Source organism: Pseudoalteromonas sp. SaAl2, from assembly GCF_052947895.1.
Genome location: NZ_CM129605.1, coordinates 2,742,684 through 2,758,581 on the forward strand (window position 1 = coordinate 2,742,684; position 15,898 = coordinate 2,758,581).

A 15,898-nucleotide genomic window follows, 5' to 3' on the forward strand; every position below is an offset into this window, starting at 1 on the left:
TGCAGCGCATCATAGCATAAAAATAAAAAAATAGCCTAGCTTATTGCGGCTCTACATAGTCAACAACTTCAAGATGGAAACCAGAAAGCGCATGGTACTTTTTCGGTCTACTCATTAAACGCATTTGTTTAATACCCAAGTCAGCCAATATTTGTGATCCCACGCCTACAGTCCGCGATGTACCTTGGAATTTACGATGACTAACACTTTCACCCACATCTTCTGCAGCAAATGCTTTTACTGTCGCTTCTAATTCTTCTGTGCATTCTTGTTTACCAAGTATAACCAATGCACCTTGGTGCTTTGCAATATAAGCCATGGCCTCTGATAAACCCCAGCTTCGGTCGGAACTGCGATCTGATAACAAAATATCATTAAAGGTACTTTGTAAGTGAACACGTACTAGCGTTGGCTCATCGGCTTTTATTTCACCATTTAATAAAGCGTAATGGAGTTGACCATCAATGGTGTCTTTATACGTCACTAGGTCAAACTCACCATGTTGAGTTGGTAACTTGCATTTAGCAACTTGCTCAATTGTGGTTTCGTTGATGTTACGGTATTCAATTAAATCAGCGATAGTACCAATTTTAATGTTATGTTCTTTCGCGAATATCTCTAAATCTGGACGACGCGCCATAGTGCCATCTGCATTGAGTATTTCAACGATTACCGACGACGGTTCAAGGCCCGCTAGGCGCGCTAAATCACAACCCGCTTCTGTATGACCTGCGCGTGTTAGTACACCACCTGGTTGAGCCATAATAGGGAAAATATGCCCAGGTTGTACGATATCTGTTGGTACTGCGCCTTTTGCAATAGCAGCTTGTACTGTACGCGCCCGATCAGCAGCAGAGATACCTGTCGTCACGCCTTTCGATGCTTCAATCGACATAGTGAAATTAGTAGAAAATGCAGCACCATTATTTTTAACCATTAATGGTAAATCAAGCTGCTCACAGCGCTCTTGTGTCATCGTTAGACAGATAAGGCCGCGGCCATGGGTCGCCATAAAGTTAATGGCTTCAGCACTAATATGCTCAGCAGCAATAATTAAATCGCCTTCATTTTCTCTGTCTTCGTCATCCATTAAAATAACCATTTTACCGGCTTTAATGTCATCAATAATTTCTTGTGCGCTGTGTAAATTCATAATCTACTCATAATTAAGTTGTGGAGTCTTTTTACCTAAACCAATTCGTATCTCGAGTTGGTTTGGTTATTACTTCATAAAACCGGCTTGAGCTAATAAGCTCATTGAAATATCTGAACCTGCTGGCTGTTCTGCACCTTTGATCAAACGCTCTAAATAACGGGCTATTTGATCAACTTCTAAGTTTACTTGTGTGCCTACTTTAAAATCAGCAATCGTTGTTTGTTCTGCTGTATGGGGAACGATAGTAAGCTTAAATTTATTCCCCTCAACAGCGTTAACCGTTAAGCTAATACCGTCTACACACACCGAGCCCTTATAAGGTATATACTTCATTAGCTCAGCATCTGTTGTAAGCCAATACTCTGTTGCACGTGCATTCGCGGTGATGCCGGTAATTGTAGCAATACCGTCAACATGCCCTGAAACTAAATGGCCGCCTAAGCGAGATACAGGCTGCATGGCTTTTTCAAGGTTTACTTTTTGCCCTTGTTGATAATGTGCAAATCCCGTTAGGCTGATTGTTTCATTAGATAAATCAGCACTAAAGCCATCTTGGTGTTTTTCAACTACGGTTAAACACACGCCATTGGTGGCAATGCTATCGCCGAGTTTAACATCCGACATATCTAAGTCATTGCTTTGGATTCGAATAGCTAAATCGCCTTGGGTTTTTCGCAAATTGCTAATGACCCCAGTTGCTTCAATAATACCAGTAAACATAATGGTTACTCTCAATAATAAGTTAAGACGATTTCGTTGTCGCAATGTCGGCAATAATACGGATATCTTCGCCCACACATGCACATTCTTTGATAGCGAGGTTAACAGTATCTTGCATACTAGTCAGAGTTGCAAAATTTAGTAAACTTTTCGCGTCATTTCCTAGCAATTTAGGCGCAAGATAGACTACAAACTCATCAATTAAATTTTGTTCAGTCATGGCACCGGCAAGGGTTGCACCTGCTTCTAACCAAATAGAGTTTATTTGTTGTTGTGCTAATAGTTTTAGTGCCGCTAATAAATCTACTTTTTGTTCTTTTTCAGGCACTACAATATGTTTAACGTAATGCGGCCATTGTTTAGATTTATCAAGCTTAGTGGTGAGGATTATTATTTCACCTTCAATGCTAAAAAGCGCTAAGTCAGGGGTTAACCTGTTTTGTGAATCAACAATAACGCGAATAGGCTGACGCAGTGGCAGCGTTGTTGGTAGCTTTTGCGGTAATTCATTTTGACGTACGTTTAATTTCGCATCATCAACTAGCACGGTGTCAGCGCCAGTTAAAATTGCGCAACTTTGTGCACGGAATAACTGCACATCTTGGCGCGCTTTAGTAGAGGTTATCCATTTACTTTGGCCATTTTGCAATGCTGTTTTACCATCAAGGCTCGCCGCCATTTTGCACGTTACAAATGGCAGTCCCCGCTCCATACGCTTTAGAAAACCACGATTTAATAACCGGGCTTGTGGTTCAAGTAAACCTGATGCGACTTCAATGCCTGCATCAGCTAAAATGGCTAATCCCTTCCCTGCTACTTGCGGATTAGGATCGACCATTGCGGCGATTACTTTACGCACTCCAGCGTTTTTTAAACCTTCTGCACACGGTGGCGTTCGGCCAAAATGGCTACATGGTTCAAGCGTAACGTAGGCGATAGCCCCTTTTGCCTGCTCCCCTGCCATAGCTAAAGCATTGACTTCAGCATGGCCTTGCCCTGCTAATTGATGAAAACCTTCACCAACAATCTCGCCATTTTTAACTAATACACAACCAACGTTAGGATTGGGGGTTGTCGTAAAACGGCCACGCTTTGCCAGCTCAATAGCGCGGCTCATATAAAAGTGGTCTTGCTCTGTAAATTGCATACTAATCGCCTAAACGCGCTATTTCTTCGCCAAACTCACGTATATCTTCGAACGAGCGATACACAGAAGCAAAGCGAACATAAGCTACTTTATCGAGTTTTTTTAATGACTCCATAATGCATTCACCAATTAAGTGACTCGAAATTTCACGCTCTCCGGTGGCACGTAGCTGTGATTTAATTATATTGACCACTTCATCTACTTGCTCAGTGCTAACAGGGCGCTTTTCTAGCGCTCGGTGTAAGCCATTGAGCAGTTTGTCTTCGTTAAATGGTTCGCGGCTGCCATCTTGCTTTATTACTCTTGGCATCACCAATTCAGCCCCTTCAAAAGTGGTAAAGCGCTCATGGCATTCATTGCATTCACGGCGGCGGCGAACTTGGTGACCACCGCCAACTAAACGTGAATCTATCACTTTGGTATCTTTTGCGGTGCAAAATGGACAATGCATAGGTGTCTGCTTCCGAATCAAAAACTAAAAAGGCCGCGGTAAGGCGGCCTTTATAATAGCAAAAAACATCGCTATTGTGATCTAAATTACCAATTAAGCGTAAACAGGTAACTTTTTACAGATTGCTTTAACTTGCTCTTTAACTTGTGCTTGTACAGACTCATCATTGATATTGTCTAGTACGTCACAAATCCAACCTGCAAGCTCTTTTGATTCAGCTTCTTTAAAACCACGACGAGTGATTGCAGGTGAACCAATACGAAGACCTGATGTAACAAACGGTGAACGAGGATCGTTTGGTACCGAGTTCTTGTTTACAGTGATGTTAGCATTACCAAGGGCTGCGTCTGCATCTTTACCTGTGATGTCTTTATCGATTAAATCAAGTAAGAACAAGTGGTTTTCAGTTTTGTCTGAAACGATTTTGTAGCCACGTTCTTGCATTACTGCAACCATTGCTTGAGCATTTTTAACAACTTGGGTTTGGTATTCTTTAAACTCAGGTTGAAGTGCTTCTTTAAATGCCACAGCTTTTGCTGCAATGATGTGACATAAAGGACCACCTTGGCCACCTGGGAATACTGCGCTGTTAAGCTTTTTGTAGATAGCTTCATCGCCACATGCAGAAATGATCAAACCACCACGTGGGCCTGCTAATGTTTTATGCGTCGTTGTAGTGACAACGTGGGCATGAGGAACTGGGCTTGGGTAAACACCCGCCGCAATTAAACCTGCAACGTGAGCCATATCTACAAATAAGTATGCACCGACTTTATCAGCGATCTCACGGAATTTAGCCCAATCAACAATACCTGAATATGCAGAGAAACCACCGATGATCATTTTTGGTTTATGCTCAAGCGCTAGCGCTTCAACTTGTGCATAATCAATTTCACCCGTCGCTTCATCAAGACCGTATTGGATGGCATTGTAAAGTTTACCAGAGAAGCTGACATGTGAACCATGCGTTAAGTGACCACCATGCGCTAAGCTCATACCTAGTACTGTATCACCTGCTTCTAAAAGCGCTAAAAACACAGCGGCGTTTGCTTGTGAACCCGCATGTGGTTGTACGTTTGCGTAATCAGAACCAAACAATTCGTTTGCACGGTCAATAGCAAGTTGCTCAACTACATCAACATGTTCACAACCACCGTAGTAACGCTTGCCCGGGTAGCCTTCTGCATATTTATTTGTAAGCTGTGAACCCTGCGCTTCTAATACGCGTGGGCTACAGTAGTTTTCAGAGGCAATTAACTCAATGTGCTCTTCTTGACGTGCAGTTTCTTTATTGATTGCTGCAAATAACTCTGGATCAAAATCCGAAATATTCATGCTACGTTCTAACATGGGGGCTCCTAGGGCAACGTGTATGGTATTTTTTTGAAGGCTGAATTATACGCTGAAAACGTCAATTTGCCTATGCTCTTATGTTGAACATATTTAAACAGGGATTGAAATTAATTCACAGTGTTTTTGTAATGATATTTTTTTATAGAAACATAAAAATTACTAATAAACAAAACGATCAGACATTTATAATTTAAATATGTTAATGAATTGCTTTGGTTTCTATTTAAAGTACAATCAATAATTAAGTTACAGTCAAGGATGATGGTACACACTCTTATGATCGCTAAACCTATATACGAATCAATTCCCTATTTAAATTTTTTCTTTGGTGCAGGTTGTTTACTTATCGGTAATTCTTTTATTACCACCTTGTTAGGCATTATGATGTTTTTTTATGGTGCGAATATCTGGCGTTTACGCTCAAACGCGCGCCGTGTTGACCATAAAGTAAATCGAATCAGAGTTAAAAAACACTATTACTACTATGAATTCAAACCTTTTATATTACTCACATTTGGTTTATTGATAATACGTTGGGTGCCACATCAATTAGTAACTATTACAGGAGTAATCATTTGCTTAATTGCGCTATTAATTTTAGCTCTTCGGGTATTAAACAGGCGTTCCCGCTCTATGGTTTAATTTGCTAGCTTTGTAGACCAAGAAAAAGCGCGGTATAAACCGCGCTCTTGAGAGCTAACAAACTTTCTTAGCTAACTTTGCTGTCAGCAATTCCTCTCTATTTCCAACTTCTCATTTTATGGCCCTTCAAAGCATAGAATAAGATAAATATATAACTTGGAATCATCACAACATAAGCACCTTGCGGGCCGAGGCCAACGACATTCCCTAGACCAATCAATAATGGGCCTAACGCGCCACCAGCAATACCCATAATCAATAAGCCAGAGGCCGTGCCCGTTAAGCGCCCTAGCCCAGCTAACGCTAAAGGCCAAATAGCAGGCCACACCATGGCATTCGCAAAGCCAAGTAATGCGATACATAAAAGTGGGTCTGGTAATTCAGGTCCGCCAAACGGTACTAATAATAAGTTAGCAATAATAAATGATTCATTACTACCTAGTACAACAGCAAGCACAGTGACAATACCTGCAACTCCAGACATAACAAGTGCATTTTGCTGCGACATAAAACGTGGAATAAGGGCTATACCAATGGCGTAACCAATTAACATACACGCCATAGTGTATGAGGTCATTACAGAGTAGTCGGCGACACCTATTTGTAACGCGTAAGAACCAATAGTATCGGCGGCAATTACTTCCACAGCCACGTACAGAGCGATACCAATTACACCAAATACGAGGTGAGGATGTTGTAAGGCTTCTTTTACTTCTCCTTTGCCACTGCCTTCAGACTCTTCGAAGACTAAATCAGGTAATGGTGCAAATTTAGCAAAGAGTGCAAACAATAGAATAAAGCCTGCAATAGCTAAATAAGGTAAAATTAAACTATTTGCCATCGCATCTTTTTGCGCTTGCGATAATTGATCTCCGTCGGCAACGACACCACTTACTACTACGGCAGCAAAAATCACCGGTACAATAACACCTGCAAACTTATTTAATAAGCCCATAATACAAACACGTACTGCAGCTGATTTCTCAGAGCCCATTTTTACCACATAAGGGTTAATCGCTGTTTGCAAGATTGTTTGCCCCACACCAATCATTAATTGAGCAAATAAGAATATTTCAATCATTTGCATTTTAGCTGCAGGAATATACATCAAAGCAGACGTAGCCATAACCGCACAGCCAATCGCCATCCCATTTTTATAACCAACACGCTTAATTAGCATGGCCGATGGAATACCGGCAACCGTTACGGCAATGTAAAATGAAGAGATAATAAACGAAGCTTGTAACGGAGATAACACCAACATTTGTTGTAAAAATGGAGTAATTGCACCATTAAGCCAGGTTATACACCCTAAAATAAAGAACATTGATCCTGCCAATGTCATTGGCAGCCAAATACTGTGCTTAGTATTTGCTTCTAACTCGACGGTTGCTTCCATAGTTTTATCTCAACAGTTTATTTTAATTAATTATTTTAGTATTGCAGCGGAAATGCTTTTAAAAACCAAGGCACGGCAATACTAAAATTATTTTTATTACATAAAATTAATCATACACCAACAAAAATGACAGCGCTATCATTTTACATGAAAGTTACTCATAAACGACTTCCACTGCAGATTAAAGTAGAAAATAAATTTTACTTACAATAAGTTAGATAAATTCTGGAATTATATTTTTGAAAAGTTTATATCGTGCACAAAAGAATTCGCTCAAAGAGTATGTTGATTAGCTCACCCTGAGCGTCGTTAGAATCGTTATTTTTTTGATGCAGCTTTACGCCCTTGGCATGTTGCAAGTATTTGTTTCTGTCGATTGATTGAAGCGCTATGCCATTCAAGTATTTCCTCAAGGCTGCGAAAACAGCCAATACAAATATCTCTACTATCTAAGCAGCAACATCTAATGCAGGGATTTTTTTGGTTCAAGTTCATTATTGTCACGCAAACTAACCCCACTATTCACAATCAAGTTTACCTAACTTTAGTTTGAATTTAGTCGTGTGTCAGTTAAATCGTCTGCATCAATGCATGTAAATTAGTATTAAGGTTAAGTAAAAAGTACATTATACAAAGCGCACTCCGGCATACGCTTTGTATCTATTAAGCGAGTTTAATCTTGGCTATCCTGTTTTTGACTAATCATCGCATCAAGCTTTTCACCCCCTTTAATTCCAAAATCGAGCGTGCGAATTGGGAATGGAATACTAATGTCAGCTTCTGCTAATGCTTGTTTAACGGCAACAACCGCTTTGTGCCTTACGGTCATAAAATCCGCTTCACCGGGGTATTTTATCCAAAACCAAACTAATAAATTAACGCTGCTATCGCCAAACCCTTCGGCATAAACTGCGGTTTCGTCTTGCTTTATAACAAAATCAAACTCATTGATTTTTTTAACTATCACCTCGGCAGCTTGTTCTGGATCATCACCGTATGAAATCCCCACAGGCACTTCAATGCGGCGAACACCTAAGGTACTGTAGTTACGTAATACATTACGAAATAGGATTTTATTTGGCACTAGAATTAATTGACCATAAAAGTTTTCAATCAGGGTATTACGTAAATTAATTGATTTAACCGTACCAAAAGCATCATCGGTTTTAATGACATCGCCAGTTTTAAAGGGTTTTCGAATACCCATGGCGATGCCTGCGATGAGGTTTTCGGTCATATCTTGAAACGCAAAACCAATTGCTAAACCAACAATACCGGCACCTGCAAGCAATGAAGTAACCGTGCCTTTTAACCCCATAAAATCCAGAGCAATAAAGACCCCAACACATAAGACGATCATCTTGAAGATGGACGCCATTAAATCGGCTATTTGCTTGGAGTCTAACGATCTACGTAAAACCTTACGCACCATGGAGCCTAAAAAGCGCGCGAGAATTGAAAATACAATGGCAATCAGTACTGCGACGATAAAGTTAGGTATATGGCTTATAACAATATCAAACCAGCCTCCGAGCTTTTCTTCGATAAGCTTTTCGGCTTCACTAATTGAAGGGATATTTAGCATGATTGATCCTGAAAACTATTATTTAATAATCAGGTTATTGCAAAATAAACGCCAAAAATAAAAAACCACGCATTTGCGTGGTTTATTTAAAGCTTAAATGTCGCTTAGTTTTGCTCGTCGCGTAAAAATACAGGCTCAAGTTCTTTACTTGTGGCTTCTTCACTAAAATAGTAACCATCCACTGTAAACTCTTTGAGCTGACTTAATTGGGTTACTTTATTTTCAATAATATAGCGAGCCATTAAGCCGCGTGCTTTTTTGGCGTAAAAGCTAATAATTTTATATTGACCATTTTTACAGTCTTTGAAATGTGGTGTGATGATTTGCGCAGATAAGGTTTTTTTATCAACCGCTTTAAAGTACTCGTTTGAGGCGAGGTTCACTAAGTATTGGCTGTCTTGCTCAGCAACAACTGTATTGAGCTTATTAGCAATAATACTGCCCCAAAATTCATACAAGTTCTTGCCGCGGCTGTTATCAAGCTTGGTGCCCATTTCAAGGCGGTAAGCTTGCATTAAATCAAGCGGCTTCAGTAACCCATATAAACCAGACAAAATACGCAAATGGCTTTGCGCGTAATCAAGCTGCTCAGCTGTGAGTGTATCGGCGGCTAAACCACCGTATACATCACCGTTAAAAGCGAGCACGGCTTGTTTTGCATTTTCTGTAGTAAACGGCTGTGACCATTCACTAAAACGAGCAGCATTAAGCCCTGCTAGCTTATCGCTGATTTTCATTAAGCTACTAATTTGTGCAGGTGTAAGCTCACGACAAACACTCATCAGCTCTTCACTGTGCTCGAGCAGCTCAGGGTGACTGAATTTATCTGTAGTAGGTTGGCTTTCAAAATCTAAATTTTTTGCAGGTGAAATAACAGTGATCATAGTTAGCTATTGACTTGTAAATTATTTAATGTCAATTTCAACATTAAATGAAACGAAATGCACGTTTTGTTTAGTCCTACCTTACTTTTGCGCGGCAAAATTTGCATTGCGCCTTCGTTCTTTACTGATACGGACATATGACCTATCAAGCGCTGTCACAGTGTTGCAGTATAAGGTAGTTACAGTAGATTTTCTTTTAACTTGCTTGGAATGAGGAAAAGCAAATGACTTCAGCTCTACAAAGGCTCAAACAACATTCTTCTATCGTAGCCGACACCGGCGATATTGAAGCGATTAAAAAACACCAACCTGAAGATGCGACGACAAACCCATCTTTACTTCTTAAAGCCAGCGAGATCGAAGCGTATAAGCCTTATTTAGATAAAGCATTTAGCTATGCTAAAGAAACCGAGCAAGATGCTGCCAAACAACTTGAACTCGCTTGCGATTACTTTGCCGTATTACTAGGTAAAGAAATCAGCGAGATTGTACCGGGTTATATCTCTACCGAGGTCGATGCGCGTTTATCATTTGACACCCAAGCAACTATCGATAAAGCCCATACTTTACTTAGCCTGTATGAAAAAGAAGGCGTAAGCAAAGATAAAATCTTAATTAAAATCGCTTCTACGTGGGAAGGCATTAAAGCCGCAGAGCAACTAGAAAAAGAAGGCACTAAGTGTAACCTTACTTTATTGTTTAGCGACGCCCAAGCACGCGCCTGTGCCGACGCAAACGTATTTTTAATCTCACCGTTTGTCGGCCGTATTTTAGATTGGCACGTTGCAAACGGCATGGAAAAACCAACCGACCCACTACAAGACCCAGGTGTGCAATCGGTTCGTAGTATTTTTGAATTTTACAAACGCCATGATTATAAAACCGTGGTCATGGGCGCAAGCTTCCGTAACACCGGCGAAATTATCGCGCTAACGGGTTGTGACAAGCTAACTATTAGCCCTAACCTGTTAGAAGACTTAGGCAAGCTTGAAGGCGCTCAAGAATACTTACTTGAAAGTGATATTCCTAAAGAGCCAAAACCTGAGCCACTTACAGAGTCTCAGTTCCGTTGGTTACATAACCAAGATGCTATGGCGACAGAAAAACTAGCTGAAGGTATTCGCTCATTTGCTGATGCGCAAGAGCAATTAGAAGCACGCTTTAAGGCAATGTAACCACTAAAATAATAAGTGAATAAACACTTACTTTAAAAAACGCCACATTTGTGGCGTTTTTTATTTTTTAACGTTAAAGATTTAATCCAGCCATCACATTTACGTAACATTAGTGTCACTTTTTTATTCTATTTTAGTTTGGCCTGTGATATAGGTATTTCCGAGGTTCAAAATTCAATAGGAGAAGTTCATGGATAGCCTAGACGATATTTTAGAAATATTAGAAGGTCCTAGTACAACAAAAAAGACCTCTCAGAAGAATAAAAAGAGAAAGTGGCGCGAAATCGAAGCTTTAAAAGATAAGCAGCGTTTACGCAAAGAACTACAGGAGTTAGACTATTTTGCAGACAACATTGCAATTGATGAGTTAGATTTTTAACTTAACAAGTAATAAATTAAATGGCCGCATGCTTAACAGCTAACGGCCTTTTTAATTTTTAACCTCAGGTTACTTACAGCTGCCAATTTATAGCGGCCTTGCCTTGCTGCTCAAGTAGCTTATTCGCTTTAGAAAAGTGCTGACAGCCAAAAAAGCCTCGGTGCGCTGAAAGCGGTGATGGGTGTGGGCCATTCAGCACAAAGTGTTTGGTTACATCAATCCCCTTACCTTTCTTTTGCGCATGAGCGCCCCATAAAATAAACACCACTCCGGTTGTATTATCGTTAATATGGGTGATCACCTTATCGGTAAATTGCTCCCACCCTAAATGTTTATGAGAGTGCGCTTGACCTTGTTCCACAGTCAGTACGGTATTTAATAAAAATACGCCCTGCTCAGCCCAGCTTTGCAAGTAACCATGATGTGGTACTACAAAACCGGGTATATCAGCAACAAGCTCTTTATAAATATTTTTCAGCGATGGTGGTAATTTAATCACCTCAGGTTGTACAGAAAAACATAAGCCATGAGCCTGCCCTTCGCCGTGGTATGGGTCTTGCCCTAAAATAACCACCTTTATATTGCTAAGCTCCGTGGCCTCAAAAGCACTAAACACTTGATGCTCAGGTGGGTAAACCGCAACGCCTTCACTGCGCCTTTGGGCAACATAAGCAAGGGTATCTTGCATATAAGGTTTAGCACATTCGCTTTGTAAAAATGTTTGCCACTGACTCATTTTGCATCCTCTATAACCGCTCTAGATTGATCTATTTTATTACACATATCATCTAGCCCATCAAGCATACGGGTGGTGAATCGGTGTAGTAAGTCGGCGTTGACTTGAATAAACTGATTATGTTTCACCGCAGGGACTTCTGGCCACTGCTGCCAATCAATAATCGGTTGTTTGGTTTTTGATTTTTCCTCAGGAAGAATAATCACCTCTGGTTTTGCAACGATCACGTTTTCAATACTAATAAGTGGGTAATCGGTGCGGTTATTAGCAAATACATTGCTACCATGACAAATTTCAATAAGTTGATTGATCCAGGTGTTTTTACTGACCGTCATCATCGGCTCAGGCCATAGCTGATAAAAAACAGCAACACTGACTTTGCCCTGTTGTTTGGCTTTTATAGTACCTAATTTTTGCTGAAATTCAGTCGCTGCACGCTTTGCCGCATCTTTTCGCCCTGTCAGCTTACCTAAACGAAGCAGCTCTTGTGGCACTTTATCAACTTCATTGGCCTCACTGTATAAGACCTTAACACCCATACGTTCTATCAAAGCTAAATCGTCAATTTTACTGCCTGTTTTCCATGCCAATACCAAGTCAGGCTTAAGCGCTAAAAGCTTTTCTATTTGAATACCTTGATGACCACCTAAACGCGGGATCTTATTCGCTGACTCAGGAAAGTCAGCGTACTCAACTGTTCCCACGATTTGATCGCCGGCGCCAATGGTATAAAGGTTTTCAACTATATGCGGGGCAAGCGCTACAATTCTCAATTGTTGCTTATTAGTGTCAGCCAGTAGATTAACACTGGCCAAGGCAAAACAAATAAATAATGCGAGTCTTAACACCCACATTAGTAATCAAAGCCAATTTGCGCTTTTACACCGGCATCAAAAGCATGTTTAACGTTACGTACTTCGCTTACTGTATCGGCTAACTCCGTTAATTTACGATGCGCGCCGCGCCCAGTTATAATTAGAGACTGCATTGGCGGGCGATTGGCAATCACCTCTAACGCTTCTTCTAAATCAATGTAGCCATAGGTGATCATATACGTAATTTCATCAAGCAATACGAGGTTGATTGATTCATCAGCAAGCATGCGTTTAGCTTCTTGCCAGGTGGCTTGTGCCGCAGCGGTGTCTGACTCTTTATTTTGCGTTTCCCAAGTAAAACCGGTATTCATTATAACAAACTCAACACCTGCCCCCTGTAATATATTGCGTTCACCACAAGGCCATGTACCTTTTATAAATTGGCACACAGCGGCTTTCATTCCATGGCCGACACAGCGTGTTACTGTACCAAACCCTGAGGTAGATTTACCTTTGCCGTTGCCGGTGATCACCTGAAAAACGCCCTTTTCTGTTTGCGCTGCAGCAATGCGCTCATCCACTTTGTCTTTTACTTTTTGTTGCCGTTGTTGGTGTTTGTCGGTATTTGTGTCGCTCATCTGCTTGCTCCTTACCAGTTTTGGTAAATTTTAGTAATTTGTGGAATATCTAAATGTTGTTTGCACATATCAGCTAAGCGCGTTAGTTGCTGTTCGCGATGTGTGTTTATATCTATATGCTGTTCTATACCACTGCTTGGTAACACCCAGTCGAGTATCAGTTGGCTTGCTGCACTGCTATCAAACAGGCCATGTAAGTAAGTACCTGCTATGTTGTTGTCACTTGATATAAAACCATCATATGTCACACTTTGTGGGTGTGTGGTAAATTTTAGTAAAGGCTGTTCAAGTGCAGGGCCACGGCTTTGGCCAGCGTGAATTTCATACCCCGTTACTTGGGCTTCACCGCCATTCAAATACATAACAGCCGATGCTTGCGTCAGTACTTTTTCAACACCTAATTGAGTAGTAAAATCACCAAGTCCTAGCCCTTTACAATGCTGGGTGCTTGACTCAACCCCCGCAGGGTCGTAAATATCGGTGCCTAACATTTGTAAGCCACCGCAAATACCCAGCACTTTACCACCATAGCGAAGGTGGCGCTTAATTTGCTCCTCCCAGCCTTCATTTTTTAAAAAGGCTAAATCACTGATGACATTTTTACTACCAGGGATAATAATCAGATCAACATTAGGAATAGACTGTGTGTGGCGTACGTAGTTTATATCTATTTGTGAGTTTAACCGCAGCGCATCAAAGTCGGTATGATTACTAATGTGTGGCAACAATAACACCGCAATTTTGACTTTCACTTGCGTGACTGTGTTATCAATAGCAACGGCGTCTTCCGCATCTAAGGCCAGATCATGCAAATAAGGTAAAACGCCAAGTACGGGTTTGCCTGTATACTCTTCAAGCCAATCAAGGCCACCTTGTAGCAGTGCAATATCGCCGCGAAAACGGTTGATGACAAATCCTTGTACTCGCGCTTGCTCTGATTCACTCAGCAATGCCAAGGTACCCACTAAGTGAGCAAAAACGCCGCCTTTATCAATATCTGCAATAATAATAACAGGACAATCCACCGCTTCGGCATAACCCATATTGGCAATATCACCGGCGCGCAGGTTGATTTCGGCAGGGCTCCCCGCTCCTTCAACAACCAGCAGCTCAAACTCTTCACTTAATCTGTGTTGTGAGGTAAGCACAGCATCCATCGCGACTTTTTTATAATCGTGATAAGCACCCGCTTCCATGTTACTAATCGCTTTGCCATGAATGATCACTTGGGCGCCAGTATCGCTATTGGGTTTAAGTAGTACCGGATTAAAATCGATTCTTGGCGCAACCTTTGCCGCGATTGCTTGTAACGCTTGAGCACGGCCTATCTCGCCGCCATCTTCGGTTACTGCGCTATTAAGTGCCATGTTTTGTGGCTTAAACGGCGCAACATGAATACCTTGCTCGGCAAATACCCGACACAAAGCGGCAACCAATGTACTTTTTCCGGCATCGGATGTGGTGCCTTGAATCATAATTGTTTTCATCATTAGCTACTTTTTAAGGTGAGCGGCAAGCCTGCCATTATAAATTCAACCCGAGCAACCTGTGCTGCTATTGCCTGATGTAACCAGCCTGATTCATCAACAAATTCGCGGCTTAATTGCCCCAGCGGCACAATGCCGTGCCCCACTTCATTACTAACAAAAATAACCTGGCCTGGTAGTACATGAAGCACATCAAGTAACGCCTGCTTTTGTTGCGCCCAGCAGTTATTATCGCCGCATAGGCAGTTCGTAAGCCACAGGGTAAGGCAATCAACTAAAATGCAGTTACCAGCTTTACTATGCTCAAGTAGCGTGTTTGCAAGCGCTATTGGCTCTTCAATTAACTGCCAGTGTGCTGGCCGCTGCTGCTGATGACGATGAATACGCGCCTGCATTTCATCATCATGTCCTTGTGCAGTAGCTATGTATATGACTGATTGTTGACTGTTTGTTGCTAATTGCTCTGCAAAGCGGCTTTTGCCACTACGGGCACCACCAAGAATTAAAGTATGTTGAGGTTTCATTGTGCAGTACTCGTCATTGAAACGATGAGCGTTATATAAATACTCAATTCGCTTAGCTGTTGCGCCGCCCCTAAGCAATCACCGGTATAACCGCCTAATTGGCGTTTAAACCAATGCATAACCATCAAACGTACGAATACTAAAGCTAGGGTGATTATTCCTAATGCCTGCCAAGTGACAAGCTGTAAAATCAACGTAGCGGCAAATAACAACGCAGCCGTTAATAATAAAGTGACTAAGCTGGTTTTAGATAAGTGCATAGCCAGTGGTTTTACTTTTGCGCTGGCATCTTCGCTGACATAATCCATGCTAAAAATAATACTGGTCGCAACAACACGGCTTAAGCATTGCCCTGCAATGATAGCAAATAACAGCACACCGTTATCATCACTTAATATCACTAAGCTTTGATACTTCAACAGTAATATAATGATAAGTGCCGCCGCGCCGTATGTACCTAAACGGCTGTCTTTCATGATGTTCAACTTTTGTGATACCTGCCATCCACCACCAAAGCCATCCCATACATCAGCCCAGCCATCTTCATGAAAAGCACCAGTCATTAACAGGCTCAGCGCTAACACTAACAACACACACATTGAAACAGGTAATATAAATTGTAGGCAGTAGAACACCAAAGCATGTACTAAACCAAGTCCTAATCCTACCAATGCAAAATAGCGACTAGCTTGATTTAAGTGATCGCCGGTCACCTCAAAGCGAAGTGTAATTGGGATCCGGGTTAAAAAACTAATAGCCAATTGTAGCAACTGCCATTGCGTGATGCTTGCTTTCACTTGGGTCATC

18 protein-coding genes are annotated in these 15,898 nt (G+C 41.3%); 3 read left to right on the forward strand and 15 right to left on the reverse strand.

The genetic code is table 11. From position 1 onward, the window contains the following. Nucleotides 1-40: 40 nt before the first annotated feature. The 5 genes from ribBA to glyA all read right to left on the reverse strand — a co-directional run bounded on the left by ribBA (nucleotide 41) and on the right by glyA (nucleotide 4,824). Nucleotides 41-1,153 carry a bifunctional 3,4-dihydroxy-2-butanone-4-phosphate synthase/GTP cyclohydrolase II gene (ribBA, locus tag ACU8V8_RS12970; protein WP_446887786.1) on the reverse strand — a complete coding sequence of 371 codons (1,113 nt, stop codon included), beginning with the start codon at nucleotides 1,151-1,153 and terminating at the stop codon, nucleotides 41-43. A 69-nt stretch (nucleotides 1,154-1,222) separates the two neighbouring features. Continuing rightward, nucleotides 1,223-1,876: a riboflavin synthase gene (locus tag ACU8V8_RS12975; RefSeq protein WP_446887787.1), complete on the reverse strand. Its 654-nt coding sequence runs from the start codon at nucleotides 1,874-1,876 to the stop codon at nucleotides 1,223-1,225. Nucleotides 1,877-1,898: 22 nt separating this feature from the next. Then, nucleotides 1,899-3,023, reverse strand: coding sequence for a bifunctional diaminohydroxyphosphoribosylaminopyrimidine deaminase/5-amino-6-(5-phosphoribosylamino)uracil reductase RibD (ribD, locus tag ACU8V8_RS12980; protein WP_446887788.1), 1,125 nt, complete (start codon nucleotides 3,021-3,023; stop codon nucleotides 1,899-1,901). A 1-nt stretch (nucleotide 3,024) separates the two neighbouring features. Then, nucleotides 3,025-3,474 carry a transcriptional regulator NrdR gene (gene nrdR, locus ACU8V8_RS12985; protein WP_054552576.1) on the reverse strand — a complete coding sequence of 150 codons (450 nt, stop codon included), beginning with the start codon at nucleotides 3,472-3,474 and terminating at the stop codon, nucleotides 3,025-3,027. A gap of 93 nt (nucleotides 3,475-3,567) precedes the next feature. Then, nucleotides 3,568-4,824, reverse strand: coding sequence for a serine hydroxymethyltransferase (gene glyA, locus ACU8V8_RS12990; protein ID WP_256828292.1), 1,257 nt, complete (start codon nucleotides 4,822-4,824; stop codon nucleotides 3,568-3,570). A 279-nt stretch (nucleotides 4,825-5,103) separates the two neighbouring features. Between glyA and ACU8V8_RS12995 the strand changes: the two genes are divergently transcribed. Further along, nucleotides 5,104-5,469, forward strand: a complete 366-nt coding sequence (locus ACU8V8_RS12995; RefSeq protein ID WP_446887789.1) for a hypothetical protein — start codon at nucleotides 5,104-5,106, stop codon at nucleotides 5,467-5,469. Nucleotides 5,470-5,566: 97 nt separating this feature from the next. Here the strand turns inward: ACU8V8_RS12995 and nagP are convergent, their stop codons facing one another. From nagP to yaaA, 4 genes are all read right to left on the reverse strand, one after another. Then, entirely contained in the window at nucleotides 5,567-6,868 is a 1,302-nt protein-coding gene (gene nagP, locus ACU8V8_RS13000; RefSeq protein ID WP_446887790.1) for an N-acetylglucosamine MFS transporter NagP, read from the reverse strand. Between the two features lie 318 nt (nucleotides 6,869-7,186). After that, the gene (locus ACU8V8_RS13005) at nucleotides 7,187-7,363 is read right to left on the reverse strand and encodes a DUF1289 domain-containing protein (RefSeq protein ID WP_446887791.1); all 177 of its coding nucleotides are present in this window, start codon (nucleotides 7,361-7,363) and stop codon (nucleotides 7,187-7,189) included. 178 nt (nucleotides 7,364-7,541) lie between these two features. Next, entirely contained in the window at nucleotides 7,542-8,453 is a 912-nt protein-coding gene (locus ACU8V8_RS13010) for a mechanosensitive ion channel family protein (protein WP_446887792.1), read from the reverse strand. A 104-nt stretch (nucleotides 8,454-8,557) separates the two neighbouring features. Beyond that, entirely contained in the window at nucleotides 8,558-9,337 is a 780-nt protein-coding gene (gene yaaA / locus ACU8V8_RS13015) for a peroxide stress protein YaaA (protein ID WP_446887793.1), read from the reverse strand. A 224-nt stretch (nucleotides 9,338-9,561) separates the two neighbouring features. Between yaaA and tal the strand changes: the two genes are divergently transcribed. Together tal and ACU8V8_RS13025 are read left to right on the forward strand one after the other, a co-directional pair. Continuing rightward, nucleotides 9,562-10,512, forward strand: coding sequence for a transaldolase (tal, locus tag ACU8V8_RS13020; protein WP_446887794.1), 951 nt, complete (start codon nucleotides 9,562-9,564; stop codon nucleotides 10,510-10,512). A gap of 190 nt (nucleotides 10,513-10,702) precedes the next feature. Further along, the gene (locus ACU8V8_RS13025) at nucleotides 10,703-10,891 is read left to right on the forward strand and encodes a DUF3545 family protein (RefSeq protein ID WP_087530970.1); all 189 of its coding nucleotides are present in this window, start codon (nucleotides 10,703-10,705) and stop codon (nucleotides 10,889-10,891) included. Between the two features lie 73 nt (nucleotides 10,892-10,964). Here the strand turns inward: ACU8V8_RS13025 and ung are convergent, their stop codons facing one another. The 6 genes from ung to ACU8V8_RS13055 are packed head-to-tail and all read right to left on the reverse strand — an operon-like array spanning nucleotide 10,965 to nucleotide 15,897. Beyond that, entirely contained in the window at nucleotides 10,965-11,627 is a 663-nt protein-coding gene (ung, locus tag ACU8V8_RS13030) for a uracil-DNA glycosylase (RefSeq protein ID WP_256827237.1), read from the reverse strand. Beyond that, the gene (locus ACU8V8_RS13035; RefSeq protein ID WP_446887795.1) at nucleotides 11,624-12,481 is read right to left on the reverse strand and encodes a cobalamin-binding protein; all 858 of its coding nucleotides are present in this window, start codon (nucleotides 12,479-12,481) and stop codon (nucleotides 11,624-11,626) included. Before ACU8V8_RS13035 ends, ung begins: the two co-directional genes overlap by 4 nt. Beyond that, nucleotides 12,481-13,080, reverse strand: a complete 600-nt coding sequence (gene cobO / locus ACU8V8_RS13040; protein ID WP_446887796.1) for a cob(I)yrinic acid a,c-diamide adenosyltransferase — start codon at nucleotides 13,078-13,080, stop codon at nucleotides 12,481-12,483. Before cobO ends, ACU8V8_RS13035 begins: the two co-directional genes overlap by 1 nt. 11 nt (nucleotides 13,081-13,091) lie before the next feature. After that, nucleotides 13,092-14,567, reverse strand: a complete 1,476-nt coding sequence (locus ACU8V8_RS13045) for a cobyric acid synthase (RefSeq protein ID WP_446889641.1) — start codon at nucleotides 14,565-14,567, stop codon at nucleotides 13,092-13,094. A 2-nt stretch (nucleotides 14,568-14,569) separates the two neighbouring features. Beyond that, complete coding sequence (gene cobU / locus ACU8V8_RS13050) at nucleotides 14,570-15,091, reverse strand: bifunctional adenosylcobinamide kinase/adenosylcobinamide-phosphate guanylyltransferase (protein ID WP_446887797.1); 522 nt, start codon at nucleotides 15,089-15,091, stop codon at nucleotides 14,570-14,572. Further along, nucleotides 15,088-15,897, reverse strand: a complete 810-nt coding sequence (locus ACU8V8_RS13055) for an adenosylcobinamide-GDP ribazoletransferase (RefSeq protein WP_446887798.1) — start codon at nucleotides 15,895-15,897, stop codon at nucleotides 15,088-15,090. The genes cobU and ACU8V8_RS13055 overlap by 4 nt, the downstream gene beginning before the upstream one ends. Nucleotide 15,898 lies beyond the last annotated feature (1 nt).

Bases quoted from the DNA above. Each gene is read 5' to 3' on its own strand.
- ribBA (WP_446887786.1), bottom strand. From the start codon at position 1,153: ATGAATTTACACAGCGCACAAGAAATTATTGATGACATTAAAGCCGGT.
- ACU8V8_RS12975 (WP_446887787.1), bottom strand. From the start codon at position 1,876: ATGTTTACTGGTATTATTGAAGCAACTGGGGTCATTAGCAATTTGCGA.
- ribD (WP_446887788.1), bottom strand. From the start codon at position 3,023: ATGCAATTTACAGAGCAAGACCACTTTTATATGAGCCGCGCTATTGAG.
- nrdR (WP_054552576.1), bottom strand. From the start codon at position 3,474: ATGCATTGTCCATTTTGCACCGCAAAAGATACCAAAGTGATAGATTCA.
- glyA (WP_256828292.1), bottom strand. From the start codon at position 4,824: ATGTTAGAACGTAGCATGAATATTTCGGATTTTGATCCAGAGTTATTT.
- ACU8V8_RS12995 (WP_446887789.1), top strand. From the start codon at position 5,104: ATGATCGCTAAACCTATATACGAATCAATTCCCTATTTAAATTTTTTC.
- nagP (WP_446887790.1), bottom strand. From the start codon at position 6,868: ATGGAAGCAACCGTCGAGTTAGAAGCAAATACTAAGCACAGTATTTGG.
- ACU8V8_RS13005 (WP_446887791.1), bottom strand. From the start codon at position 7,363: ATGAACTTGAACCAAAAAAATCCCTGCATTAGATGTTGCTGCTTAGAT.
- ACU8V8_RS13010 (WP_446887792.1), bottom strand. From the start codon at position 8,453: ATGCTAAATATCCCTTCAATTAGTGAAGCCGAAAAGCTTATCGAAGAA.
- yaaA (WP_446887793.1), bottom strand. From the start codon at position 9,337: ATGATCACTGTTATTTCACCTGCAAAAAATTTAGATTTTGAAAGCCAA.
- tal (WP_446887794.1), top strand. From the start codon at position 9,562: ATGACTTCAGCTCTACAAAGGCTCAAACAACATTCTTCTATCGTAGCC.
- ACU8V8_RS13025 (WP_087530970.1), top strand. From the start codon at position 10,703: ATGGATAGCCTAGACGATATTTTAGAAATATTAGAAGGTCCTAGTACA.
- ung (WP_256827237.1), bottom strand. From the start codon at position 11,627: ATGAGTCAGTGGCAAACATTTTTACAAAGCGAATGTGCTAAACCTTAT.
- ACU8V8_RS13035 (WP_446887795.1), bottom strand. From the start codon at position 12,481: ATGTGGGTGTTAAGACTCGCATTATTTATTTGTTTTGCCTTGGCCAGT.
- cobO (WP_446887796.1), bottom strand. From the start codon at position 13,080: ATGAGCGACACAAATACCGACAAACACCAACAACGGCAACAAAAAGTA.
- ACU8V8_RS13045 (WP_446889641.1), bottom strand. From the start codon at position 14,567: ATGAAAACAATTATGATTCAAGGCACCACATCCGATGCCGGAAAAAGT.
- cobU (WP_446887797.1), bottom strand. From the start codon at position 15,091: ATGAAACCTCAACATACTTTAATTCTTGGTGGTGCCCGTAGTGGCAAA.
- ACU8V8_RS13055 (WP_446887798.1), bottom strand. From the start codon at position 15,897: ATGACCCAAGTGAAAGCAAGCATCACGCAATGGCAGTTGCTACAATTG.